The 26760-nt window shown below is 42.0% G+C and carries 18 protein-coding genes and 1 pseudogene; 7 read left to right on the top strand and 12 right to left on the bottom strand.

The features are described 5' to 3' along the window. Positions 1 to 204: 204 nt before the first annotated feature. From HMPREF0659_RS10995 to HMPREF0659_RS10985, 3 genes are all read right to left on the bottom strand, one after another. Positions 205 to 1959 (bottom strand): RagB/SusD family nutrient uptake outer membrane protein, encoded by a 1755-nt coding sequence (locus HMPREF0659_RS10995; protein WP_013265361.1) that lies wholly within the window; start codon positions 1957 to 1959, stop codon positions 205 to 207. Between the two features lie 16 nt (positions 1960 to 1975). Continuing rightward, the gene (locus HMPREF0659_RS10990; protein ID WP_013265389.1) at positions 1976 to 5005 is read right to left on the bottom strand and encodes a SusC/RagA family TonB-linked outer membrane protein; all 3030 of its coding nucleotides are present in this window, start codon (positions 5003 to 5005) and stop codon (positions 1976 to 1978) included. Positions 5006 to 5618: 613 nt separating this feature from the next. After that, positions 5619 to 6179, bottom strand: a complete 561-nt coding sequence (locus HMPREF0659_RS10985; RefSeq protein ID WP_013265505.1) for a TFIIB-type zinc ribbon-containing protein — start codon at positions 6177 to 6179, stop codon at positions 5619 to 5621. 334 nt (positions 6180 to 6513) lie between these two features. Between HMPREF0659_RS10985 and HMPREF0659_RS10980 the strand changes: the two genes are divergently transcribed. The 5 genes from HMPREF0659_RS10980 (at position 6514) to HMPREF0659_RS10960 (ending at position 10560) form a co-directional block, all read left to right on the top strand. Further along, the gene (locus tag HMPREF0659_RS10980) at positions 6514 to 7863 is read left to right on the top strand and encodes a hypothetical protein (RefSeq protein WP_013265204.1); all 1350 of its coding nucleotides are present in this window, start codon (positions 6514 to 6516) and stop codon (positions 7861 to 7863) included. Positions 7864 to 8029: 166 nt separating this feature from the next. Continuing rightward, positions 8030 to 8494: a MaoC family dehydratase gene (locus HMPREF0659_RS10975; protein WP_004359353.1), complete on the top strand. Its 465-nt coding sequence runs from the start codon at positions 8030 to 8032 to the stop codon at positions 8492 to 8494. 252 nt (positions 8495 to 8746) lie between these two features. Beyond that, complete coding sequence (locus HMPREF0659_RS10970; RefSeq protein ID WP_013265445.1) at positions 8747 to 9262, top strand: MarR family winged helix-turn-helix transcriptional regulator; 516 nt, start codon at positions 8747 to 8749, stop codon at positions 9260 to 9262. Between the two features lie 390 nt (positions 9263 to 9652). Next, positions 9653 to 10135, top strand: coding sequence for a hypothetical protein (locus tag HMPREF0659_RS10965; protein ID WP_013265208.1), 483 nt, complete (start codon positions 9653 to 9655; stop codon positions 10133 to 10135). A gap of 41 nt (positions 10136 to 10176) precedes the next feature. Continuing rightward, positions 10177 to 10560 carry a hypothetical protein gene (locus HMPREF0659_RS10960; RefSeq protein WP_004359358.1) on the top strand — a complete coding sequence of 128 codons (384 nt, stop codon included), beginning with the start codon at positions 10177 to 10179 and terminating at the stop codon, positions 10558 to 10560. A 398-nt stretch (positions 10561 to 10958) separates the two neighbouring features. Here HMPREF0659_RS10960 and HMPREF0659_RS10955 read toward each other — a convergent pair whose 3' ends face one another. From HMPREF0659_RS10955 to HMPREF0659_RS10930, 6 genes are all read right to left on the bottom strand, one after another. Continuing rightward, positions 10959 to 12344, bottom strand: a complete 1386-nt coding sequence (locus HMPREF0659_RS10955; protein WP_013265255.1) for a zinc ribbon domain-containing protein — start codon at positions 12342 to 12344, stop codon at positions 10959 to 10961. Positions 12345 to 12408: 64 nt separating this feature from the next. Next, the gene (locus HMPREF0659_RS10950) at positions 12409 to 13116 is read right to left on the bottom strand and encodes a glycoside hydrolase family 25 protein (RefSeq protein WP_044046112.1); all 708 of its coding nucleotides are present in this window, start codon (positions 13114 to 13116) and stop codon (positions 12409 to 12411) included. 996 nt (positions 13117 to 14112) lie between these two features. Further along, complete coding sequence (gene cmk / locus HMPREF0659_RS10945; RefSeq protein WP_013265273.1) at positions 14113 to 14805, bottom strand: (d)CMP kinase; 693 nt, start codon at positions 14803 to 14805, stop codon at positions 14113 to 14115. 146 nt (positions 14806 to 14951) lie between these two features. Beyond that, a complete protein-coding gene (locus HMPREF0659_RS10940) occupies positions 14952 to 15767 on the bottom strand; it encodes a TatD family hydrolase (protein ID WP_013265351.1) in 816 nt (271 codons plus the stop codon). Between the two features lie 253 nt (positions 15768 to 16020). Further along, on the bottom strand, positions 16021 to 16995 hold the full coding sequence (locus tag HMPREF0659_RS10935) for a polyprenyl synthetase family protein (RefSeq protein WP_004359367.1): 975 nt from the start codon (positions 16993 to 16995) through the stop codon (positions 16021 to 16023). Positions 16996 to 17060: 65 nt separating this feature from the next. Beyond that, entirely contained in the window at positions 17061 to 17858 is a 798-nt protein-coding gene (locus HMPREF0659_RS10930; RefSeq protein ID WP_013265112.1) for an energy transducer TonB, read from the bottom strand. 141 nt (positions 17859 to 17999) lie between these two features. Here HMPREF0659_RS10930 and porQ point away from each other — a divergent pair, with 141 nt between their 5' ends. Beyond that, positions 18000 to 18944 (top strand): type IX secretion system protein PorQ, encoded by a 945-nt coding sequence (gene porQ / locus HMPREF0659_RS10925; RefSeq protein ID WP_013265700.1) that lies wholly within the window; start codon positions 18000 to 18002, stop codon positions 18942 to 18944. Positions 18945 to 19351: 407 nt separating this feature from the next. Here porQ and feoB read toward each other — a convergent pair whose 3' ends face one another. Further along, positions 19352 to 21832: a ferrous iron transport protein B gene (gene feoB, locus HMPREF0659_RS10920; RefSeq protein WP_013265816.1), complete on the bottom strand. Its 2481-nt coding sequence runs from the start codon at positions 21830 to 21832 to the stop codon at positions 19352 to 19354. A 1238-nt stretch (positions 21833 to 23070) separates the two neighbouring features. Here feoB and HMPREF0659_RS10915 point away from each other — a divergent pair. Beyond that, positions 23071 to 23502, top strand: coding sequence for a DoxX family protein (locus HMPREF0659_RS10915; protein ID WP_013265524.1), 432 nt, complete (start codon positions 23071 to 23073; stop codon positions 23500 to 23502). A gap of 185 nt (positions 23503 to 23687) precedes the next feature. Here HMPREF0659_RS10915 and HMPREF0659_RS10910 read toward each other — a convergent pair. Together HMPREF0659_RS10910 and HMPREF0659_RS10905 are read right to left on the bottom strand one after the other, a co-directional pair. Next, a pseudogene (locus HMPREF0659_RS10910) lies at positions 23688 to 24989 on the bottom strand (IS5 family transposase). Positions 24990 to 25319: 330 nt separating this feature from the next. After that, positions 25320 to 26744: an alanine/glycine:cation symporter family protein gene (locus HMPREF0659_RS10905; RefSeq protein ID WP_013265336.1), complete on the bottom strand. Its 1425-nt coding sequence runs from the start codon at positions 26742 to 26744 to the stop codon at positions 25320 to 25322. Between the last annotated feature and the right edge of the window lie 16 nt (positions 26745 to 26760).

Genomic DNA, 26760 nt, shown 5'->3' with positions numbered 1-26760 from the left:
CTACTCGATAATAAAATAAAATATGTTTAGGCTCTAATAACCGATTGGAGTTTTAAATATAACGTTACAAGAGTTTTGTTGAAGGCTAACGATATAGCCCTCCCTATTATTAGGCTGATGAAAAGAGAGGACAACAGGATGTGTATGGGCTGAGAAAACACTTTTCAGCCACGCTACACATCAGTTGTCAGTCTCTAAAGTGTGTTAGTTACTACTTGGATTTTGTTCCAGATTGCCCTTATAGGCATTGATAGCCGACTGTGGAATGAAGTAAATCACACGGTAGTCGGTTGCTGGAATGTCAACCATTGGCTGATGAGGACCAGGGAAACGACGTGTAAGGGTGTCGCCATTGCGGAACACATCGTAGCTGCGCTCTGCCTCAAACGCCAACTCTAACTGACGTTCTTTATCCACCAACGTCTTTGCTGTGGCAGCAGTAAACTGGGCACTCGTATAGCTTCCACCTACGATAGCACGCTCACGGATTGTGTTCACGTCAGCCATTGCACTGGCGATATTACCCAACTTCACATTTGCTTCAGCACGATTGAGATACATTTCGTCGAGACGAGAGATGATAGGCGAATACAACTGATTCTCCTTGCCACCCTGACGAGAGCACTTCACAACATAGAACATAGGATAAACGCGGTTGAGCTTCATCTGATAGTCAAGTACACCACGATAGGTATGTCCCTGATAATTAATCGAGTAAAGACGCTGTGCAGGGTCGATTGGGGTGAGAACAAGTGGGGTAGTGTGTCCCGTTCCAGTGGTATCGCAAGTCAAACTATTGTCTGGCTGACGAGTATAACGCAACTGTACGTAGTTGAAATTCACCTGATTACCCTTGGCATCATAGACATTCTTGATGAAACGGAAGACAGGAACATACTTGTCTGTCTTGTCTTTTACATACTGTGGTTCAATGAATTGTGCACGGATATCGGTGTACTTCTTATTAAACCAGTCGTTCTGTCCAGTCTCGTTCAGCAAGTCAAGGTATTTACCAGACGCATACATTTCGCCCCAACCCATACCACCGATATTTGAATACATACCGCCGATGGTGTAATAATAATCCCAACCAGGGAACTCAGAGTCTACTCTTTTCACCACGAAGATGTTTTCTGGATTGTTTTCTGGTTCAAGGGTGTTGCTAACGCCATAGTCCTTACGGCTCAACAGACTAAACTTACCAGAGTCAATCACCTTTGTTGCGTACTCAACGCTCTTCTGAGCGTAGGCAGTGTTAGGTGTTTCGTAAGTTCCACTCATATAGAGATAGATTCTACTCAACATAGCCCAAGCAGCCTCTTTAGAAGCAAAGATACAACGTTCTTCGCTGTGCAGGTCTTCTGTCATCAGTGAAGCCGCCTTCTCCAAGTCCTTAATTGCCTGTTCGTAGGTCTCTTTCACAGTAGAGCGATTTGGCAATACAGCGTGTACTGGGTCGTCAGGTGTACCGTTAACGATAGGCATACCGAGGTTTGTATCAGGGTTTTGCGCGTATGGTCTACCGTATGCACGACAGAGATAGAAGTAAATCATGCCACGCAGATAGTAGCATTCTCCCAACTGTGTATCGGTAACCGTACTCTTACCTTCAGGAATATCCTTGATAATATTAGATGCCTGCGCAACCACTTTATAGCTATAATCCCAGAAATTCTGCAATCGGTAGTTATTAGGAGTGCGCGAATAAGAGATAAACTCATAGAAAGCATCGGTGGAAGTACCACGAATCATGATGTTATCTCCTGCGTATTCGCCACAGCGATACATAGGGTCCGACCACGTTTTTAGGAATCCATAGCATCCATTCAGTAGCGATGGAAAACTCTCATCAATGTTTTTAGTCATGGTATCATCATCCATCATGTATTCAGGATGACGCTCTACGCTACACGATACCATTGCAATAGCTGCTAAGAGCAGCACATATACTTTTTTCATAGGGCAGATTCTTTATTTAGAATGTGACGTTAACGCCGAGCATAAACTTACGAACAGAAGGATAAACACCAGCGCCTGTTGAGATTGAAAGGGCTGTTGAGCGTTCGCCAGAAGCATTGCGACCACCATCAGCAGCAGGCAATTCTGGGTCTACACCAGAATAATTGGTGATGCAGAAGAGGTTTTCACCACTGATATAAACGCGCAATGCCTTCACGATATCACTCTTAAGGCTGAAGTTGTAACCCAAAGTAATTGAGCGAAGCTTCAAGAAGTCAGAGCTCTCTAAGTAGCGAGTTGACGCCTTGTTAGAGTTTGAAGGGTTGTTATAGGCAGCAACTGGGTGTGTTGCCACGTCTCCCTTCTGTGCCCATCTCTTCCAACCTTTCTGCAAACTGAACTGGTTACGATCGGTATAAGCACCATCTGAGTCATACTCCTGTCGTGAGTAGTTATAGATGTAAGCACCCATTGAGTAACCGAAGACAGCGTTGAAGTCAAAGTTCTTATAGGTAAGTGTGGTAGAGAAGCTACCGAATACACTTGGAGTGGCACGCTTGTCGAGGGCTACTTGGTCTGCCTTGGCATAGCTATGGGTAATAACACGATTGCCATTCGCATCCGTTGTGTACCATTGTGGTGCACCGTTCTCTGGGTCAACACCTGCCCATTCACGCAAATAATAAGTATCTGCGCTCAGACCCGGACGTAACAACGTGTTGGTTGAACCAGCAATACCATCACCTTCAATAATCTGGTCTCTACCGCTATACAACTTCTTAATCTTGTTTGAGTTGGTAGAAAGGTTGGCATCAACTGTCCAAGTGAGGTCCTTACTCTTGATGATATCAGCCGAAATAGTAGTCTCAAAGCCTGTGTTGGTAAGCTCACCAATGTTCTGCCAGATGCTTGTCACACCGATAACACCAGATATAGGCACTGCAAATAGTAGGTTGCTTGTACGCTTGCTATAGAAGTCGAAGGTCATACGCAGACGTTTAAACATATTCAAGTCGATACCTACGCCAGTGGTATAGCTCTTCTCCCAAGTCAGTTTCTTATTGGCAAGCTGAGCGATTACAGCACCAGGAACCTCGTTATAGCTTGCACGTAAGCTGTAAAGTCCGTATTGAGGATAGAGGCTGTTAGGGCGACTTCCTACTGAACCAAACGATGCACGCACCTTCAAATAGTCAATACAAGGTACCTTAAACCACTTCTCAGCCGTAGCAACCCAGCCACCACTGACTGAGAAGAACGTACCATAAGCAGCATCAGAACCAAAGTTACTTGCACCGTCAGTTCTCAGTGAGAGTTGAAGCAAGTACTTATTGGCATAATCAGCATTGAGGTTTGCGAAGAAAGACTGCACTGCCCACTCGAATTTATTACCTCCCACAGCCTCAGGAGTTGAGGTAATATCAAGTTGAGCAAAGCCCGGAACTAAGCCAGTTCCGTCACTACTATGATAGCGATATTCACCATCATTAAACTCATAACCAAGCATTAAGAAGCCATGATAATCACCGAAACTACGTGTTGCTTTCAGCAGTTGGTTCGTATAACGACGTGTGTTCGTGCTCGTGCTTTCACTCACACGACCCTTACCCTCTGCACCTGATGTACGAGGATCAGCGTAACTCTTATCAAGGTGGGTACTCCAACGATAGCTATTCACAGAAGAGAACGTCAGCCAATCAGTGAGATAGATGTCAAAGTCGAAGTTGCCATTAAAGGCATAAGAATCGTACTTGCTCCAATTATACTGCAATTCGTAAAGGTAATTGGTAGAGTTGCTATTCACCCATGATGATGATCTATTGCCAACAATCTTGCCGGTTTCATCGTAAGGGCTATCCCATGGTAGCATAGAATACATAGAATAGGTAGAGCGTTGACGGTCGTCAATCACCCCCTTGCTACCATTAAAGGATGGACGGATAGCAATCCAAGAATAAGGTTTGAAGTTCAGCTTCATCATCGTATTGTATCGAGTGAAGTCGTATCCACGCACAGCACCATCCTCTTTATAGACACCACCAGTGAAGACAGCACTCAACTTCTCACCACCACTGTTAATAGTAAGGTCGTAATTCTGAACGTTTCCAGTGTGTGTAGCCAACTTCCACCAGTCGAAATTACTATCACGGAGCTTATCATTCCAGCGTGGGAAAGCAATCTCAGCAGCATTAGTAAACGACTTATAATAGTCGTATAGCTCGGCTCCATCCATCATCTTCACTTTACCATTGTTCAGAGTTGAAACGCCCATCTTGGCAGAGAAGGTAATAGAAGTCTTACCAGACTTTGCTCCCTTAGTTGTTACAACGATAACACCATTGGCACCCTGCGAACCATAGATAGCTGTTGAGGCTGCATCTTTGAGTACGGTGAGTGTCTCGATGTCGTTAGGATTGATGTCACCTGGGTCTTTCCCGACGATTACTCCATCGATAACCCACAGTGGAGCAGTACTACCGTTGATAGTAGACTTACCACGAACGATGATGGCACCGAACGAACCCGGCTTACCAGAACCCGGCATAACGTTCATTCCAGGCACCTTACCTGTCAACATATTGGTGACATTAGCCGTCGTAATGTTAGTAAGTTCTTTACTATCAATACTCTGCAACGAACCTGTCAGACTGTTTCGTTTCTGCGTGCTATAGCCCACAACCACTGTTTCGCTAAGCATCGTAGATGAAGAAACCATGCTTACGGTCATGTTGTTTTCAGCTCGCACCGTCGTTTTCTCATAGCCTAAGGACGTAATCACCAGCTCCTCACCAGCCTTTGCGTCGATAGAGAACTCACCATCAATGTTGGTAAGAGCGATTTTCTTCGTACCACTTACGGTGACACTGGCACTTATGACCGGTTCGCCTGTACGTGAATCGATAACTTTTCCTTTGATAACAGAGGCCTGCGCCTGTATGGTTACTGTCTGGGTGGCGTATGCCTTATGTGCAGTATAAGGACAACACACAAGGGGCACTACCAGTAGCAGCGACCTTCCAAGGTTAGATTTTCTCATAGCTTTCATGCTTAAAAGGTTTTTATTTATATTTTGTTTAGGTCTTGTGACATTAGATATGGCACTTAGGTTGTCGATTGCTTAGATATGTGCAAAATTATAGTATTTTTTTTAATTCAAGCATGTTTTATCTTCTTTAACATAATATTACGTGCGTTTTTATTTCCAACTTGTATCTTGGACACATATTAGTGCATGTTTTGCAGTGTTTACCTTATATAAAAAGCAGTACGGAAAGGGTAGGTTGCTTTCGAAAACACACGCGAAAAAACACATTGATAAGTAGGCAAGAAAGTAAGGGAAAGAATGATAGTATTTGATTAGTTGTAATAAAAAAGTCACTAATCAAAAATCAATAGATGCTTAATTGGCTTTGAAAAGACGCCCTTTAGGCTTGCTAAAGATGCCCTTTAAGACGCTAACTAACGCCCTTTTGAACCCTTAGAAAGCACCTTTTAGGATACGACTTTATAACTATTTGATTATCTGTTGCTTATAGCAGTCTTCTTTTAAGCCCTTTTTTAGCTAAGATAAGGACTAAAAGCACCCTCGAAATGTAAGGATATTTCTAAACACCTGTTACTCAAAAACAGAAGATAAGAGGATGTAAGAAATGCAAATATTAGATAGAATTTCTTATTTCAATATAGTTTTTAAACAGCCATGAGTGTCCCTCTGATAAGAGTTTCACTACCTCTGCACAAACGAAAAGTCCTACAAAGACCGAAAGGAGGAAGATAAAACTGAAGCCAAAGAATATCCAAAGGTCGCCATCTGTGTATTTCTCTTGAAAACGACGAAGCCAAGAAGACGATTTGTTTACAAACTCACTGGTACTTTCTGTCGCATTCTTCAAGGTCTCACCGGCTTGCTTAGATACGTGAAGGGCACGCTGAGAAGCCTCCATCAGCTTACTTCTCATCTCAGCAAGCTTCTCTTTTGAAGGCGAACTAACGAGATGGGTTGAGACTGTAGGAAGATCCTTGGCTTTCTTTACCTCAATAGGTGAGGCGTCAGCCAATGGAATAACGGAACGAGCACGTGTGCGGAAAGACTTAGGGGCATCAAACCTACAGTTCAACACATTACCACAATAAGGGCAACGATATTTCATTGTCCCATATTGCTCAGTCTCAGCTACAAAGTCGCGACCGCAGTTATTGCATTTGACAGTATATCTCATGATGGTGGCAAAATTATAAAAAAATGTTGAAATGTGAGCAGAAAACTATGTTAATTCAGATTTTATCATTTACAATTGTTCGAATGGGGGGCTTGTCAGAGTGTTATAATTCAGATTATTCGTCCGATATTTTCATTGGCATCATGTGTGAGATGTTTTGTCTATGGATTAATGATAAAGTCTTATGCCGATACTGATTTTTTGAGTTTTTTAAGTATCTTTGCATCTGAATCATTGTGAGTTGCAAAGATTCAATAGCTTTACACTGCTTTGTTAGAATGGTAAGAAGTGAGGGTGTGAAGTGCAATGATTATTAAAAAACAGGATAAAAACAATGAGAAAAATAATTCTTGCGGTATCTATAGTATTACTCTGTGCTGCTTGTGGAGGTGAAGGAAGTTCGTCGGATCCAGTACAACCAAACCCATCTACTGAGCAAAATGCGGCAGAAGTAACGAATGACGATATTGTGAAGTTCCTCAATCTTGATAAGCAACAGAATGTTTATCAAGCATTGGAAACGGCAAAGGCAAGTTTAGGAAATAGAACTGTCAATGGTAAGGCGTTGAATGTTACGGCTATAGATGTGCTGAATAGCGATGAAGAGAAGGGTACATTTACGTTGAGGGTAATAGGTAATAGCGGTGGTAAAACCTTTACTAAGGACGTTGAATATGTTGGTTTTGCACAGAAACCGAATGATTATGAGATGGTGTCACGTGCTGTTGCTGCATGGAAAACAGACGTTAACTATCTGAAAGACTTTGATTTCGATACACTTTATCGTCTGAAGGATAATAGTAAGTTCACTGCAGCGTATTTACAGAAGTTTATTAATCTGTCTTCTTCAGGCGTTGGTGGCAGCAAGCATTACACCTTTACACCAGCTGACTGGGCAAATACAACGGTTAGCGATGTGCGTTTCGTTGGTAGCAGTACGTCTGGTCAGGTAGCGTTTACGATTACTTATAAGGATAGAAAGAACAGTTCGCTCGGTGTTGAGATGAATAAGAACGAGTATTATCGCAACCAAATTAGCGTCAATACAGAGGAGGTTAGCAAGTTATATATGCGTGGCGTGTATGAGCATACAGATTTACTTCATACCTCTTTACTTAATTATGATAGAGATAAGTTTGTGACTTACCCTACAGGTAAGCAGAAGAACGATGGTTCAAACTCGATGACTCTCTCTATCCAACTTGTTGCTAAGGATGGTCACGACACAGAGTTGGCTAATTTCAATATGGAACTTACAGGTTTTAAACCACTTTCTGCGCTTGATAAAGAACTTCTTATTACCAACAGTACAGACGTAGGAAAGTTCTTTGGTAAGTATTTTAGAAGCAAGGCTGATGGTGACTATTCTGCAGCAGTGAAGGCATTTGACCCACGAGTATGGTTTAAGAAAGTTCAGATGTCATTAATGCGGGATGGCGAGAACATTGACTTGTATGCAAATGAGGTGCAAGGTGATAATGGAAATTCTAACCTTACCGCATGGATTCCTGGTAGTGGCTTAGCGAAATATTTGGATATCTATCTCTTAGATCCACGTATCGAGGTGATAAGTGCGCAGAAAACTGGCAACTTCCTTGATATCAAGTATAAGCTTGTTTATGTCAATGAGGTGTCTGTAGCGGGTAAGGAAAAAACCTTGCATGTGCATCTATTGGCACCATAAAGAGGGTCAGCAGCATAAGTCGATTTGGGCAATTGAAATGTTTTTTGTATTTTTGTACGACAAAAGGTAGTATATCCTTTCACACCTTATAATATATAAGGAGGGTAGGGAGGATAAAGAAAGACTATCATGCGCAGTAATGTAGAAATTACATGAAACAAAAACTATGGCAAAATTAACAGTAAACAATTACGATGAGCTTGCTGCCCGACTGGGTGAGAAGCTTGGTGAGAGCGAGTGGTTACTCGTTGACCAAGAGAGAATTAACCTCTTTGCTGATGCTACCCTCGACCATCAGTGGATTCATGTTGACACAGAGCGTGCAGCTGTAGAAAGCCAGTTCAAGAGTACTATCGCACATGGCTATCTTACACTTTCACTGCTCCCACACATGTGGCAGGAGATTATTGAGGTGAACAACCTTAAGATGATGGTCAACTACGGTATGGATAAGATGCGCTTTGGTCGTCCAGTCCTCGTGAACTCACGCATTCGTCTTGTTGCCACACTCGATAGTATTGAGAATATCCGTGGTATCTGCAAGGCTGGTATCAAGTTCCAGATTGAGATTGAGGGCGAGCGCAAGCCAGCACTTGAGGGTGTTGCAACCTTCCTTTATTACTTTGAATAAGTAGAGATAAACTCTTATAAATACGCATAAGCGGGCATAAACGATTTGTATTGTTTATGTCCGCTTATTGTTGTTTTATGTTATCAAAGTACGACTTTAGCTATACAATTAATGTTAAAAATCGGCTTATATCATTAACGATAAATATAAATTGTTGTACCTTTGCAGTGCGAATAGATTATTTCAGGTAACAATATATATTAAAGTTTACTTCAGGAGTTTGAAGTTATCAAAACATTTAAGGAAAAAAGAATGGTATACGACCAACTAAAACTGCAGAACCAACTCTGCTTCAGATTGTACACAGCAAGCCGCCTTGTTACTCAAACTTATTATCCATTACTTGAGGATTTAGGTATTACCTATCCTCAATATCTTGTACTAATGGCTCTTTGGGAAGAAGACAATCAAAAGGTGATGGAACTTGCACACCGACTTTATCTTGACTCAAACACAATGACTCCACTTGTTCAGCGTATGGCTCAACTTGGATTGGTTAACCGTGTCAAGGGTGAAAAGGATGGAAGAGAAACCTATGTTTCGCTTACTGAGCATGGAATGCAATTGCAAGAGAAGGCGAAGGATATCCCATCGTGCATGGTAGGAAAGTTGTTTGAGAGCGAAGAAGAGATTGTTCAGTTCAAGGAAATAGCTGCTGATCTTGATCGTCTTATTGCTCGTCTCTCAGGACAACGCTCTAAGGAGAAGGAGGAGGCAATGGCTAAGATGCGTGAAGAGCGCTTAGCTTCTAAAAGAAAAAGAAAGTAATTGCATATAAACTTTATCACATAAAATAATGAAGGTGTATCAATAATAGGATGACTATTAGGGTACACCTTTGTTAATTCATAATGCATAATTCAGAATTCATAATTATGATTACTTAATAACGCTCAAAGTTTAAATCTCAAATATCAAAGTTAATAGTTCAAAGGATGAAAAACATTCGCGAAATTCGTAGTCGGTAAAAGTGAAATAGAGGTTTGTACATATCAAAAAATTCAAAGTTCAATGGTCAAAGGATAAAATAGTTTAAAGTAAATTTTCTCCTTTTCTTGCTCATTCTCCATATTTTTCATAATTTTGTAACGTGTCATAATATCATTGTTTTAAAATGATAAAGGCAGATGATGACACGAAATAAATGAAAGAAGAAGAATGAAGAAAATACTACTATTATTGACTGTGCTACTCTTTGCAATGGGAGCACGTGCGCAAAAAGATATTGTTTCGATGGCTGATGCGATTAAAATCTTTCAAGCAAAGACACTACAAGTGGGTAAACAAGTGCTTGAGAAGCAAGGCTACAGCTATAAAGGAGTCTCATCGGACGAGTTTGGAAAGGACTATAACTGGGTGAAGAATATGAACCTAACCAGCGACTTCCTGCCAACTGCCATGGGACGTGGTAACTCCAGTATGGTACTCTTGGCACAAAATGGTAAGACGGTTTATGTCTATGTCTTTAACCGTACTGCCTTTGCGGGCTTGCAGGCACAGGTGAAAGCGATGGGATATGACATGGGTAATGCTGTGAAGGGAGACAAGACTACGCTGATTTGTACGAAGGATAATCAGCCAACAATTAGCTTTCTGACCCTCCAGCAGCCACTTCCTTACTGTGTGCAGATTACCGAGTAAGCGAAAAAGACAATAAGATAAAAGGATAGAAAACGAAGATAATGAAGAAGAAACCAACCTATAAGGTACCCGTATCCATCTGTGCTATTGTGCTTGTGGTGGGTGCTATAGTACTTGCTGTTCTCATGGAAACACGTGAGATGGCTCCTCCTCGTAAGTACGAAGTGGATATGTCGGGTGAAGTTATCGGTATTGATAATGGTCCGAAGATTCCTGTATTGACAAAGGAAGAGGAGAAAGATGAAGAGGTGAAGGAGGAGAAGAAGACAGAAGCTCCAAAGAAAGAATCTTCTGAGTCGGAAGAGACAGCAGATCCAGAGAACCCTGTCATCGTTCCTAATGTTCCAGAAGGTCAGACTGAACCAGTTGTAAAGGCTCCTGTGCCTGAGATTAAAAAGCCTACGATTGATCAGATTGAGAATTAATGTGGGGGTGTTGGGTGTTAAATGTTGGGTGTTGATGGTTTGTGAAAAGGGCAGCTGACATATATAACATCTTACATAGAATATCAAGTTATATATACTTGGTATTTTTAAAAATAAGTTGCTGTCACTTTTAACATTTCGCGTAAATGAATGAAATGTTGGTACTTATGAGCCTAAAATGGCTGACAGGAGTGACAGCAAGTTTTATTTTACCAACTATTAGCCCCAATATGAAGTATATTGTTTTTGAATAGTCTTGTTTTATTGTCGGTATTTTGTCAGTCTTTCTGTCTTGAAGTAATTCGCTACAACGCTAATATAAAGACAATTAGTTCGTTCGACAATAAAACAAAACTTGTTTAAGTGCTAATCTTATTTACCTTAAAAGGGTAAACCTATTACCAATTAATATGGGTTATTCTGCCGTTCTTGATTGTCGCAGAGATAACATAACTACGTTTAGACTTACCACCCTTGCGATCGATATCCAAAGTAGCTGGTATCTTTAGGCGAATATCTGCACCCGCTTCATTACTATTTTTGGTTACTTCAGTAGGCGAACCAAGGTGCCAGTTGATTGTCTTGACATCAGCTTGATAAAGTCGGTCGGTCATATAACGGCGAATATCCTTCACCGTAGCACCACCTGAACCAAGGAAGTTTAATGATGGCGCAACAGCACCAGAAATCTTATCCGTGCTTTTACTGTTGATACCTTGTAAGAGTTGGCGAACCGCAGCAACCGCTTTTGCTCTCTCACCATCCGTGACCTTTGCAGCAGCTGACTCCTCAGCCATCTCTGGTGTCAGAATATTCTTCAACTTCTCATCGGCTTCCTTACTATGAATACCATTTGGATGCTGCGCCTTATAGCCAAGATAAGCATTCTCGTTGTTTTTAGCTACAGCTCCTGCCCAGTCTATTTCGTCAATCTTTGCTTCCAACTCACCACGATGTTTTGAGTCTGGATACTTAGCAATAAACTGCTGCAACACTTCTTTTGAGTTGCTGGTCAATGCCACAGAAAGGTCATTATCAGACTGTTGCATATTCTGGGTGGTAGTTGTTAGCACCTTTAGACGGGCTGATATACTATCACGATGTGCCTTAGAAGCAGATGGATTCTCCTTGAGATAATTCTTTAGTACGGTTGGCTCGCTACTACTCATTGCTTGTGCGAAAGCCTCTTGCTCATTGTTAGCTTTGCTTGCGCCCACCCCTTGGTTGTAAAGGAAGAGCAATACGGCTGCAGTGATAGCAGCGATGAGCAGTGAGACAGCCAATGACAGATGATTATTCTTATCCGGAGTGCTTTCCTCCTCGTCCTCAGCTATTGCCTCGGCATTGGCAATCACCTCCTCATCAGCATTATCATCCATGATGAAGTCGGCATCGACAGCCTCTTCCTCCGTGTTTGGCTCGTTGATCGTGTCTTGTGTCTTATTGTCGTAATTATCCGTTTCGTGTTCTTCCGTTTCCTCTACTGGGATGATAACATCATCGTTTCCTGTTACTTCCCCCTTGTCAACTGACATGAGAACAACAGGCTCTTGCACCTTACTATCGTTCGTAGCCTCACTTGTGTGATGCTCTGCAGCCGTTACAGAACTCTCTACATGGTGTTCCGTATGATGACAGTTTGGACATGATGATTCCTCTTTGAGGTATAATTCACCGCAATGAGAACATTTAATGATATGTCCGGCAATCTCTACACCGCAGCTTGGGCATACGGGAGCCTTGTCGCTCACTTGATGGCCACATTCAGGGCATTTGATGATCATTTATCTAACGTAAGATTATAGTAGTGTGGATAATTATCTATTTCCTTTTCTCTTGGTGTTGAAGCTAACGCTTTCGTCGGAATCGCAACTCACGCATACTGTGGTTACCCATCAGTCGAGACTTATCAACATATCCTCTCACGCCGTTGATACGTCCCTTGCCAGTGTACTGCCAAGCAAAGATGTCTCTTCCATCGTTCAGCTCTGGCTCGCGTCCGTTATACTGTGCAATGAAAAGTTTATAGCCGTCGAGTGCACCGCTGAGATATCTGTTATAGAAGTTTGTATATGTGTAAACCAATGGTTTAACACCATATTCCTGTGTCATAAGTACGAGGAACCTCTGTAAACTATCGCGTAAAGCCTCCGTACTCAGTCCACCGGTAGTCTCAATATCTACCATTGGGATGAGGTCTTGGTCTTGTGGACGACACTGCATGCGGAAGTTGCGCAACTGCTCCTCTTGTGGAATAGCAGGACGATAGAAGTGGTAAGAACCGACATTCATACCATAGCGTTGTGCAGCCTCGATATTCTCAAGATAGCGTTGGTCAATACGTGTACCGCCCTCAGTAGCTTTTAAGTAAACGTAATTGAGCTTATGATTGCTGTTTTCAGCTACTGTTTCCCACCATACATCGCCTTGGTAATGGCTCATGTCAAGCCCATGAACATGGCTGCAGGTGTCTTCGCATTGGATAGTATATTGTGCCTTCAGACCTGCAAAAGAGAATATGCAGGCGATGAGCATTATTATCTTTTTTAACTTCATAGATGCAAAGATAACATTTTAAGTTGAGATAGCAGTCTGAACAAAGTATAATTCTGTTGATTTTAGTATTTCTTAATTCATAAATCTTAGATTTATTGCGTCTTAATGTTAGTGCGTAGAGTGAAAAGAGGTTCTTCTGGAATGTGAAGTAATGCACTAAAATCTTATGTGTTATGGCATACAGAGTTATGGAGAGAACGGAGCTAAAGGCTATGTCACAGAGGTGCCGATGGCACAAAGAGTAACGGAGTTGTAGCGTACAGATTCTTGATAACTCCTTTGGGATAAAGGTTTTGTGTGTAAGTCGTTAATAAAACCGGCAAACAAACTTTGTTACTCCATGCATCTACAGTGGCTCCGTGCCTATCGTAGCTTTGTTTTCAACAATCCTCCGTATCCTCTGTTTCTCTGTGTGACATATTGTCAAAGTCCTAAACTTAGGGCGGTATCCTTATCATTCCCAATTTATGAAGACTACAAAAAAGCGGATTGTTACTATGTCTATTCAGTGTTTTCTATCGTTCGATACAATCAGATAGTTTTCTTGTGATAGGAACTTTGTCAATTATTTTCTAACGGCTCGAACGCAATTCATGCTCTTTTAGCTTCTTAAAGACGCCCTTTAGGCTTGCAAAAGATGCCCTTTAAGCCCCTTACTAACGCCCTTTAGAAGTCTAATTAAGCACCTCTTGTTTTACTCCTTTATAACTATTTGATTTACTGATGGTTGTAAGCGTGGTGTTCTTAGGCTTTTTTTGTCTTTTTAGGAGTGGTTTTATATGAATTTATGTAATGTTTTTTCAAGTCCTTATTAGTGTTTTTGCGTTGTTAAGATAGAGTGGTTTTTAGTGTGAAAGGGTGGGGCGAGATCGTTTGTTGGTAGTGTTTAGGATAGCTTGGGATAGCAAAAAAAACAGGTCTTTTCGTTAAATGTGCGTACGTTTATCATACCACTTTAACGAAAGGACCTGAAAAGATGAGCCTTTTGTTAGCTTATTATGCTTCTGCAGCCTTCAGATACTGGTTGTAAAGCCACTGCTTTTGCTCGGCAATTGTGAGCTGACTGTTGTCGAGTTCGAGGGCATCATCAGCCTTGCGAAGCGGTGATGTCTCACGATGCGAGTCGATATAGTCACGCTCTTGCACATTCTTAAGGATGTCGGCAAAGTCTGCTTCCATTCCCTTCGCCTTCAACTCGTCGTAACGACGTTGCGCACGTACCTCTGCTGAAGCGGTAACGAAGATTTTAAGTTCGGCATTCGGGAATACCACCGTACCGATGTCGCGACCGTCCATAACGATTCCTTTCTCTGCTCCCATGCGCTGCTGCTGTTCGACAAGTGCCTTACGCACAAAGGCGAGTGTGGCGATAGGGCTAACATGAGATGACACCTCCATCGTACGGATTTCGTTCTCAACATTCTCACCATTGAGGTAAGTGTCTGGACGCCCCGTCTCCTTATTGAGTTGGAAACTGATGTTGATATCCTTCATCTGTGCCTGTAACTCCTCTTCGCGGATGGTTCCGTCTGTATTGAAGAGGTTATGACGTAGCGCATAGAGTGTAACGGAGCGATACATAGCACCCGTATCTACATAGATATAGCCAATCTCTTTGGCAAGGTCTTTTGCCATTGTGCTCTTTCCACATGATGAAAAGCCGTCGATGGCGATAGTTATTTTCTTCATATACTGTATTAATTCAGAATTCAGAATTCACAATTCATAATTATGATTACCGTAAGTTGCTGTGTTTATTGATATACGCAGTTTGTTAATTCATTATCACCCATAACTTAACAAATCATCAACACCTATCACCTAACACCCATCACCTAACACCCAACACCGAATACCCTACGTACATTCTCATTGGTTTGGCGGGCAAATTCAGCTTCATCAACGCCATAACTAAGGGCAAGGGTGCGCATCACTTCAACGATGAAAGCACTCTCGTTACGCTTACCACGATGAGGAACGGGAGCCATGTAGGGGCTGTCGGTCTCAAGAACGATGCGGTCAAGGGGTACTGCTGCAGGGAGATCTTCGCGCAGATGACTACTTTTAAAGGTTGATACACCACCCACTCCAAGCACGAAGCGGTCGAAACGAAGGAACTCCTCTGCCTCCTTCTGATTACCGGTAAAGCAGTGGAAGACACCACCCGGCAGTTCTTTTTCGTACGGGCGCATGATATGTAGCATTTCGTTCTGTGCCTTACGACAGTGAATCATCAGCGGAAGACGTGTCTCAACGCTCCACTTCACAGCCTCCTCAAAGGCTGCAAGCTGCTGTTTCTCGTATTCACGTGTCCAATAGAAATCAAGTCCTACCTCACCAATCGCAATCACTGTCTCACCCGGTTTGGCTGTTCCTTCTGCCTTCTGTCGAAGCGAGAGTAGGATTCGTTCGTGCATAGCGTCCAACACTTCACGCCAATCATCGCGCACCTCCTCTGGCTGCAGTCCAATCATTGGATAGCAGGTGTCAGGAAACTGTCGGCAAACAGCCAATACAGTATCCACTGATTTGAGGTCGATAGCTGGTAGGAAAATCTTTCCTACACCTGCCTCGTGGGCATGACTGATAACCTCTGGGAGGTCGTCAGCAAAGTCTTCTACATCTAAATGGGCGTGGGTGTCTATTATCATTGGGTGGTGAGTGATGGGTGTTGGGTGTTAAATGTTGGGTGTTGATGAAGTGTAGGGGTGATGGGTGTTGAATGTTGGGTGTTGTTGTTTTTTTGGATGACAGGTCTTGACGAGTAGTATTTCTCAGCAATCAATGCACCTATTTAACTTTATCCTGACCTTATCCTATTTGCCTCCCTCCCCCTTTGGGGAGGGTCGGGGTGGGGTTTTATCCTATTTGGCTCCCCTCCTTTCGGAGGGGTCGGGGGAGGCTTCACCACTTCCTATGCAGCATCTTCTGTGCATACGCTAACAGTTCAGCCTTGCGTTCATCAGGTAGGTTTACTGCCGCAATATATTTGTTTGCTTCATCAAAATAATAGTTGATACGCTCAATAGCCATCTTGTCAACGCCGATGCTATTATACAACTCAGTGACGGCAGCAACCTTCTCCTCGTGATTGAAGTTCTCACAGCCAATCCACTTCTCCAACTCCTTACACTGACGAGCATTCGCCTTGTTAAAAGCATTGATGAGCATGTAGGTCTTCTTGTTGCAAATAATATCGCCACCTATCTTCTTACCGAATACCTTTGGGTCTCCATAGACGTCAAGATAATCGTCTTGCAGCTGGAAGGCAAGACCAATCTGCTCGCCAAACTTGTAGAGATTCTCCACATCTTCAGCAGGAGCATCGGCAAGGATAGCACCAATCTTCATCGCACAAGCTAACAGAACACTGGTCTTAAGACGAATCATCTCGATGTATTCTTCTTCCTTTACGTCATTACGATTCTCAAACTCCATATCGTACTGCTGACCCTCACCAATCTCAAGTGCCGTAACGGTAAAGAGACGAAGCACCTCACTGAGGTGTCTGCTGTCGCACTGAGCCATTCTTTCGAAAGCTAAAACGAGCATAGAGTCGCCCGATAAGATAGCCGTATTGGCATCCCAACGCACATGAACGGTCTGCTGTCCGCGACGAAGCGGAGCATCATCCATCAGGTCATCGTGCAAGAGTGTATAGTTATGATAGGTCTCAAGGGCGCAAGCCGGTGAGAGAATCGTCTCTGGGTCGTCCTTAAAAAGATTGTAAGAAAGCAGCATCAGCGTAGGACGGATGCGCTTCCCTCCCAATGAGAGGACGTATTTTATCGGTTCGTACAAGCTTTGTGGCTTGCGGTCATAAGTAAGGTTGTTTATATACTCGTTTACTTTACTCAGAATTTCATTAGCAGTGTACATATAGAATTGGAGTTAAAAGTTATTTTCAAAATAAGCATTGAAGGCTTTTGGGCGGGTCAAAAGTCTTATGCAAGTTGGAAGACAAACGGAATCTCTATCAGCGAACGGCATGGTTTATTCTTCTCAATGCCTGGCTTCCACTTACCCATTGTCTTGAGAACGCGTAGTACTTCGTCGTTGAGAACAGGTACCTTACCACTCTTGATTCTGACATCATCAACCGTACCATCAGCATTGATGATGAAAGTAATATTCACCGTTCCCTGCAGTTTGTTCTCCTTTGCAGCAGCAGGATATTGCAATGTCTTCGTAAGCCACTTCATAAACTCCACCCATCCGCCCGGTGGTGTTGGCGTTTCGGAGAGTATTCGCTTGCTAACCTTGTCGTCATAGCGTTCTACAACCTTGTCGGAATTGTCATCGGTCATCTTCTCCATCTCCTTCTTAGCCTCTTCTTTTATCTTCGGAGGTTCAGTAGTAGTAGTTACCATCGGCATAACAATCGGTTCGTTACTTACCTGTGGAGCCCCCGTCTTCTTATCGTTCGAGTTCATACTTCCTGCATCGTGAGGCGTAACCTTATTCGGGATATCACGGCGTTTAAGGTTGAGCAGGTCCTCCATCGTAGGTTTCTTGTCTTCTTGTGTCTTGGCAAGGTCTTGCTGGTCAATGGCAGGCAGCATGTCCATATCGTGGAGCGTGACATTCTTGATGGCTTTAGTATTAGCCGAATCATCATCACTCCCCGTTGCATTATACTCCATGGCAACAAAGAAGAAAGACAGTGCAACGATGATTCCCAAGAGGAAACCAACCCACCGCTTATTCTCTAAATCTGCTCTATTTGACTTCTTTATTTCCAAGATAAGATATACTAAACACCTTTTTCTGCCGTTATACAATCCATAATGGGCACAAAAACGCCTCATTATAAGTTGCAACGACAAAAGTAATAAGATATTCGGAAAAAGATGTAACTTTGCCGAGAAATTAATTTAGATTAAATGAAAAAAATTGTTTTCACCCTCCTGTTAGCCCTTTTTGCGGTTGTAATACGAGCACAGGAGAGTCAAACTGAATACAACTTCCTACGTCTTCCAGTGAGTGCGCATGCTGCTGCATTGGGTGGAGAGAATATTACTATCATTGAAGACGACCCTTCACTGATGTTCTCTAACCCTGCTTTGGCTTCTTCCGTAAGCGATAAAACCGTGGGACTTAGTTACATGAATTATATGCGTGGAGCTCATTATATGGGTGCTTCTTATACGAAAGCATTGGGTGAGAAAGCAACGTTGGCAGGTGGTGTGCAGTATATGAACTACGGAAAGATGAAGGAAGTCGATGCTAACAACGTACAAACTGGTACTTTCAATGCCAGCGAAATCGCTGTTGAAGGTATCTTCTCCTACGAATTAGCACGTAATCTGGTGGGTGGTATCACGGCAAAATTCATTACTTCTTACATTGGTAGTTATAACTCTATGGCGGTGGGTGTAGACCTTGGTCTCAACTGGTATGAGCCTGAAAGACAGTGGTCGGTATCCTTAGTTGCCAAGAACCTCGGTGGACAGATTAAGGCATACGAAGAGGAGTATGGTAAGATGCCGATTGATGTGCAGGTGGGTGTGAGCAAGACTTTCGCTGCCCTCCCTGTCAGAGTGTCTGCTACCCTCGTTGATCTTACGCATTATGACTATCGTTTTATCAATCACCTCAATCTCGGCGCAGAAGTCTTACTGTCTGAAAGTATTTGGGTTGGTGGTGGTTACAACTTCCGTAAGGCAGACGAAATGACCATCGGTAAAGCTGATAATGCCAGTGCGCATGGGGCAGGATTCAGTGTCGGAGCTGGTATCAACCTTGAACAATTCAAACTCAACCTTGCCTACGGTAAGTATCATGCTGCCAGCAACTCAATATTGGTGAACTTGGCGTACTCCTTTTAGAAGGCGTTGGTAATTCATAATTCATAATTCACAATTCATAATTATGATTACTACTATAATTCATAATTTATAATTCACAATTCATAATTATGATTACCGATATTAAGTGTGGTTTATCGCTATAAGTAACGTGAGACTTGACAACAGCTAATAAGCGACTACGAATTAAGCGAATGATACGAAATCTTTTGTAATAAGGATTTGCGTAATTAGCAAAATTCGTAGTCGCTAAAAGTGAGATAGAGTGCTAAAGCACATATCATAAAGTTCAAAGCTCAAAGTTCAAAGCTAATAATGGTGTTCATAATTATGAATTCTGAATTCTGAATTCTGAATTCTGAATTATAAATTATAACGGTAATCATAATTATGAATTGTGAATTATGAATTCTGAATTATTACAGCGTCTACATGAACAGCATGCCCACTTGGAAGACCACAGCACTAACGATCCAGGCTAATGCTGTAGTGTAACCTGCAGCAAAGAGAGCCCAACCCCAACTGCCAGTTTCGCCTTTAATAGCTGCTATCGTGGCTACACAAGGGAAGTAAAGCAGTACAAAGAGAAGGAACGAGAAGGCTGTAAGTGTTGCAATAGGCTCTGCTTCCTCGTAGCTGATGTGATGCATAGTTGCTACATCCTTTGTAATCAGATTATGTAGCTTTGAGTATTTGCCTGTCTCACTACTATAACCATTGTCGTCAGAGAAGCTACCATCATTAGAATAGAGTACGCCCATTGTTGATGCAACAATCTCTTTTGCACCCATACCAGACAACAAGCCAACATCCAATTTCCAATTGAAACCCTGTGGACGGAACACTGGCTCAACGGCTTTACCGATTCGTCCGATATAGCTTTGTTCCTGTCGTGCTTGATTATCCATGTTCGGATCGTCTGGAAGAGGGAAGTAGCCTAAAGCCCATACGATGATAGAAGCAACAAGGATAATACCTCCCATCTTTTTAAGATACTGTTTACCTTTCTCCCATGTATGGCGACCAATTGCCTTCCATGTTGGGAAACGATAAGGTGGTAGCTCCATCACAAATGGCGTATCCTCACCTTTGACCACAAAAGCTGAGAACAAACGACTCATTGCCACTGCCATCAACACACCTATTATATATAAGGAGAGCATGGCAAGCGAACGATATTTCAACGCAAAGAACGAACCCGTAATCATTACGTAGATAGGTAGACGAGCCGAACAACTCATCAAGGGGAGAATCAACATGGTTATCAATCTACTCCTCCGACTCTCAATCGTACGTGTTGCCATCACCGCTGGCACATTACAACCGAAGCCCATGATAAGTGGGATAAATGACTTTCCATGCAGTCCTATCTTGTGCATCAGTCGGTCCATGATGAAGGCGGCACGTGACATATAGCCGCAGTCCTCCATGTAGGAGATAAAGAAGTAAAGTATTAATATCTGAGGGAGGAACACGATAACAGCTCCTACACCGCCGATAACACCCTCGACGATCATATCTTTTACTGGTCCGGCAGGCATATTCGTAGAAATGAACTCGCCTAACCAACCCACACCAGCCTCTATCCAATCCATTGGATACTGACCAATGACGAAGGTTGCAGTGAACATTACCAACAGTACAAGGAAAAAGATTGGGAAGCCAAAGTATTTGTTTGTCAAGACATGGTCGATGACATGGGTGGTCTGATAGGTGTCTTTCTTATCACCTGTCGAGAAGTTCGCTTCCTTCAGCGCACCATTAATAAAACCATACTTGGCATCCATGATGGCTGTCTCGCTGTCATTACCCGTCTCCTCCTTTACACGAGCGGCTGCCGTATCACGATGATTGAATATCTCAATCGAATCACCTAACGGACTAACGAGTTGCTCTACGTCCTTGTCATGCTCTAACAGCTTGATGGCAAGATAGCGGGTAGAGTAGCGATGGCAGAGTTCAGGGTATTTCTTCAAATGCTCCTGCATCTCTTTAATACCATTCTCTATCTCATGTCCGTGGTTGATATGGATATGACGGAACTGCAACGACTCGTCTTCTTTCCCTTCATAAACGGCAATAATCTGGCGGAAGAGTTCCTTCACACCTCTACCATTGGTGAATACTGTTGGTATCATCGGCACTCCGAAGAGCTCAGAAAGCTTTTGTGCATCAATATGGTCACCACGCTGTTCAGTCTCATCAAACATATTTAGCGCACAAACCATACGTATGTGCATGTCTATCAGCTGGGTTGTAAGATAGAGGTTGCGCTCAAGGTTAGACGAGTCTATCACATTGATGACTACGTCTGGTGTCTTGTCAACCAACTGCTTACGCACGTAGAGTTCTTCAGGACTATAGGCTGAAAGACTATAAGTACCTGGGAGGTCTACAAGGTTAAACACATAGCCATCAAACTCAGCACGTCCCACCTTCGCATCAACCGTCACACCCGAATAATTACCTACTCGTTCGTGTGCTCCCGATGCAAAGTTGAAGAGCGATGTCTTACCGCAATTAGGGTTACCGACAAGTGCCACATTGATTGTATGACTCTTACGGCGCACAGCATCTGATTGTTTCTCGGGCGTTAGCTCCTTGTCCGTGCTGTCGTCTGTGGTTGAATCCATCTCAACCTGATTGTCTTCCTGCTCCTCCTCATTCCCAACAGAGTGAGTCTTCACATCCGACAATACCTCAATCTGGTCAGCCTCGCTATGACGAAGACTAACCTCATAACCCATAACCTTATATTTAACGGGGTCTTGCAAGGGTGCATTGAGCAATACCTCAACGGTCTTACCCTTGATAAATCCCATCTCTATGATTCGTTTACGAAAACCACCGTGTCCTGATACCTTTACGATAACACCAGTTTCTCCAGTCTTTAATTCTGATAACTTCATAGCTTTGATAATTTAGAATTCAAAATTCATAATTCATAATTATGATTACTTCTGTCTATTGTATTTATTGCTGCAAGCAACTTGTTCACTTGTCAACTTGTTCACTTGTTAATTTTTCAAAGTTCCTTTGTCTTCTTCTCAAGCAACTTGTTCACTTGTCAACTCGTTTACTCGTCAACTTAACTACATTTTAACAAACAAAGGTAATGAAAAAAAACAGAATAGAAAATGTTTATACAGTAAATACCTAATAATGGGGATAGGCAACGGCATAAAAAAGGTTATAACAGGTATTTTTCTTCATGAATAATAACAATACACTTACCAGAGGGATGAGGTAATAAAAGCCTCCTTACGCAAAGAGCTACTATTACCAAACCTACAAGAATAGTTTTGTTTTAGTTTGCTGTCACTTTTAACACTTTGCGTAACAATACTGTAAATTAATGAGTTAAGTGATGATTGTGGCTGACAGAAGTGACAGCAACTCTGAAATACAGAGAAGATAAGATGTCTACTATCAATTTATAAACAAGGTGTTTATCCTCAAAGTTATTAGGAATCTGTACGCTATACCTCCGTCACTCTTAGTCTCATCGTTCTCTCCGTGACATTTCCTTATCTCCGTTCCCTCCGTTTCTCCGTGTGACTTATTATATAGGCTTGTAAATAAAATTCATAACCTCGAAAATTAACGAGCATCTTTTAGACTTGAATTAACGCCCTTTTGACTTGCAAAAGATGCTCTTTAAGACCCTTACTAACGCCCTTTTGAAGTCCAATTAAGCACCTTTTACATTCTTGTTCTGTAACTTGTTGATTATTATAGAGTTGTGAGGGTGTTGAGAAATACTGTTTTTTGTGCGAAAAGAGGTGTTTTGTAGGGTTGATATGTAAATATATTTCTCAGTCTGCAAACAGTAAAATGCAATCTTTATTATCTCTTTAAAAACGAGTACTAACTTATCCTATGCAAATGATTCTTCGGTTTTTGCATATGAAGGATAAGAATGTTGCATAAATAATCGTTGTAAGTCAATACCACATATATGGTATTTTTCGTCGCTTTCGATAAACTTTTTGGGGTATTGTTAGGATAGAATGGGAATTTATCCCTATCTTTGTAATGAATTAAAGATATGACCGCAGTGCTATTCTCCACATAGTCACGCTTATATAATAAGGTAGGGCGACATGGCACCATAGGTAAAACGTATAAATATAAAAGATTGTAAGATATGAAATGTTTAGAATTACTATTCCCAAAAGCTGAGAGTACAAAGACATCACTTATTTTATTGGCATCACGCCTTGTGTTCGGATTGACATTTGCGAGCCACGGACTCGACAAGTTACAGCACTTCTCAGAAACAGCTGCACACTTCCCTGCACCCTTCGGTCTGAGTGGTGAGGTGGCAGTAGGATTGAGTATTTTTGGCGAGTTAGTGTGTGGTTTGGCTTTCGTTTTTGGTTTCCTCACACGTTTAGCACTCTTGCCAATGATTTTCACCATGCTCGTTGCCTTCACAACTGTCCATGGCGGTTCTGTTAGCAATGGTGAGTTAGCCTTCCTCTACCTTGTCATCTTCGTTCTCTCATGGTTCGCTGGTGCTGGCAAGTTCTCTGTTGATGGTATCATTAGAAGCAAGATAAGCGGGGGTAATTCATAATGCATAATTCACGGTTGTAATTCATAATTCATAATTCAAAATTCATAATTATGATTACCATTATTAGCTTTGAACTTTGAACCGTTAACTTTGAACTTTGAGATTTGAGCTTTGAACTTTATGATATGTGTTTTAGCACTCTATCTCACTTTTACCGACTACGAATTTTGCTAATTAGTCACCCCTTAAAAACTATATTTCAGCATAAAGTCTGTACAGACAAACTCTATGCTGATTCTTTTTATAAGGTCCAAAAGAACTCTCATAGCTCTTTTGAAGTTATATGCTGCCGCCGCTAATAAGACATTGATAGCATCTCCTTTCACACCTTTATAAAAGTTGCGAGATAATCGATGGTCTGCTTTAAGATGTCCTATGGTTGGCTCTATACCTGCTCGTTTACAAAATAGTTTGTGTTTCTTTTGGTAGTAGCTGTCTTTAGCTTTAGGAGTGTCTGGAATGAGTATCTTTGTCTGCCCAATCTGCTTTACACCTCTATACGCTCTATCTCCTGCTAACTTATCAACCTACTTTCCTGTCATCCTTTGGGTTTGTTCCAATGTCTTTTCGATAGTATGCCCATCATATTCATTCCTAAAAGAACATGCCCCAAGAATAAGTCCTGACCATGAGCGAAGAATAGATACTTTATTGCCAAACTCATATTGCTTATGTTCCTTACCCTTGCTGACACAAACTACATCTGGTTCGTGCAGAGAATATATTTTGTTCTTTGACTTCCTATTCTGAGAAAGAACTCTGTAATATAGCTCAAACATCTTCTCATATCCTTTCCTTCCCCCAAGATTACGCTCTAGTTCTCTTACTAATCTACCTGCTATAGTCTTCAGTTGCCTATCTGCCTTAGGAGCTTTCTTACGATTCTTGGGATGATTACGAAAACGTTGGGAACGGTAAATCCCTTTCAACGTACGCGTATAACTTTGTCGTAGAGGAAGACACTTGTCATGAACTATCTTCAGAACGTTTTTGATTATCTTTTTATGCAACTTCGCATCTGTTGGATAGGTTATATTCTTCTCCTGCACGGTAGAATCAATGAAAGCCGTATCAAAATGATCTTCGTCATCATGGTCGGTATTAACACGGATGCTCTCTGCTAATATTAACTCCATACCTTCCTCACCTATACGATTTCTGAAGTGAACTAACTCGGAAGCGTCGCAGGGTTGTTTGGGCATAAATTCAAGTCCACCACAAAAATATTGATAGTAAGCATTCTCACTCCATTGAGAAACAACCATTTCATCTGAAACATTACGCAAATGTTTTAAGATTAAAAGACCACATATCAAGCGAATAGGATGAGCGGGGCGACCATTAGTATTGCAATACAATGGAGAAAAAGCATTTTCAAAACACTCCCAATTAATCTTATTACTAAGTTGAAAAAGGGGATGTTGATGACTAAGCATGTCCTCTAAAAAAGAGAACATAGAGAGCTGTTTGGATGTACGTTTAAGTATAAATATCTGCAAGATTTATAATGTAAAGGTACAAAAACTTGCAGATATAAGCAAATAATTTTCAGCATAATATACTGTGAATCAGAGGAATATTAGGCTTTTAAGGGTGGACTAATTATGCGAATCCTTATTACAAAAGATTTCGTATCATTCGCTTAATTCGTAGTCGTTTATTAGCTGTTGTCGAGTCTCACGTAACTTGTAGCGATAAACCACACTTAATATCGGTAATCATAATTATGAATTGTGAATTATAAATTATGAATTATAGTAGTAATCATAATTATGAATTTTGAATTTTGAATTATGAATTACAACAGTGATTCTGAATTACCAACACTCAATATCTTTTGCTATATCGGGCATTGTCTCACGTTTGAAGACAGGACTCTTCACGCCTGCCCGTTTCTGTTGACGATAGTCATCGAGTAGGCGGAAGGCATATTTACCAAGTGTTAAGATAGCAATGAGGTTACAAATCGTGATGAGAGCCATGAAGAAATCACCAATACTCCATACAAGGTCGAGGCTGGCAATGGCACCAAACATCACCATTACACCACCTGTTATCACACGCAAAGCGAGAATGGCTGAAGGCTTTTGAGTAAGGAATCGTACGTTTGCCTCACCATAATAATAGTTTCCGATAATACTACTAAAAGCGAAGAAGAAGATGGCTATTGCTATAAAGATTGGACCAGCTGCGCCCACTTCGCTCTCTAAAGCAACCTGAGTAAGGAGAATTCCTGACTCAGAATTGTTGACATAAAGTCCACTGATGATAATGATAAAAGCCGTACAGCTACAAACGAGGAGCGTATCTGTGAATACACCGAGCGACTGGATGAGTCCTTGTTTTACGGGATGAGTAGTAGATGCGGTTGCTGCAATATTAGGAGCAGAACCCTCACCTGCCTCATTGCTGAATAGTCCACGCTTAATACCGTTCATCATCGTAGCACCTAAGCCGCCACCTGCCACCTGTTCAAAGCCAAAAGCGTTCTCAACGATAAGGCGGAAGACGTGTGGAATGAGTTGAATATTCATTACAATAATGACCAAAGCAAGGAGTACGTAACTCACTGCCATCAGCGGAACGAGTACGCTACTAACTTTGGCAATACGCTGAATACCACCGAAAACGATTGCTAAAGAGAGTATAGCGAGAGCGCCACCCATCCATGTCGGATCAATAGAAAATGCCTTTTGCATAGCACCACAAATCGTATTACTCTGTATGGAGATATAAGCCATACAGAAGGTCATTGTAATCAGTACGGCAAAGAGTTTCGCCATCCATTTACAATGCATACCATGTAGAATGTAATAGGCTGGTCCACCAATGAATGAGTCAGCATGACGACGCTTATAAAGTTGGGCAAGTGTAGACTCTATGAAGGCTGTTGCAGAGCCTAAGAGGGCAATAACCCACATCCAAAAGACAGCACCAGGGCCACCAATGGCTATCGCAGTTGCCACACCAGCAAGGTTTCCAGTACCTACACGTGAGGCAATTGAGACGGCAAAAGCTTGAAAAGATGATACATGTTTCTCACCTTCGTCATGTGTTCCTGTCGAATCTCCTAATAGGCGAACCATCTCGCCAATCATGCGAAACTGCACAAAGCGCGTCCGCCATGTAAACCACAAAGCACAAATAACGAGTCCTGCTACGAGGATATATGTCCATGTAAAATAATTGACAGATACTATGGCTTGATTCAGCCAACCGTCTGCGGAAAACAATTCTATCATTTAATATAAGGCTAAA

It is taken from the genome of Prevotella melaninogenica ATCC 25845 (assembly GCF_000144405.1).
GTDB lineage: Bacteria > Bacteroidota > Bacteroidia > Bacteroidales > Bacteroidaceae > Prevotella > Prevotella melaninogenica.
Note: the sequence above shows the minus strand (reverse complement) of the source record. Positions and strands in the feature narration are given on the sequence as shown.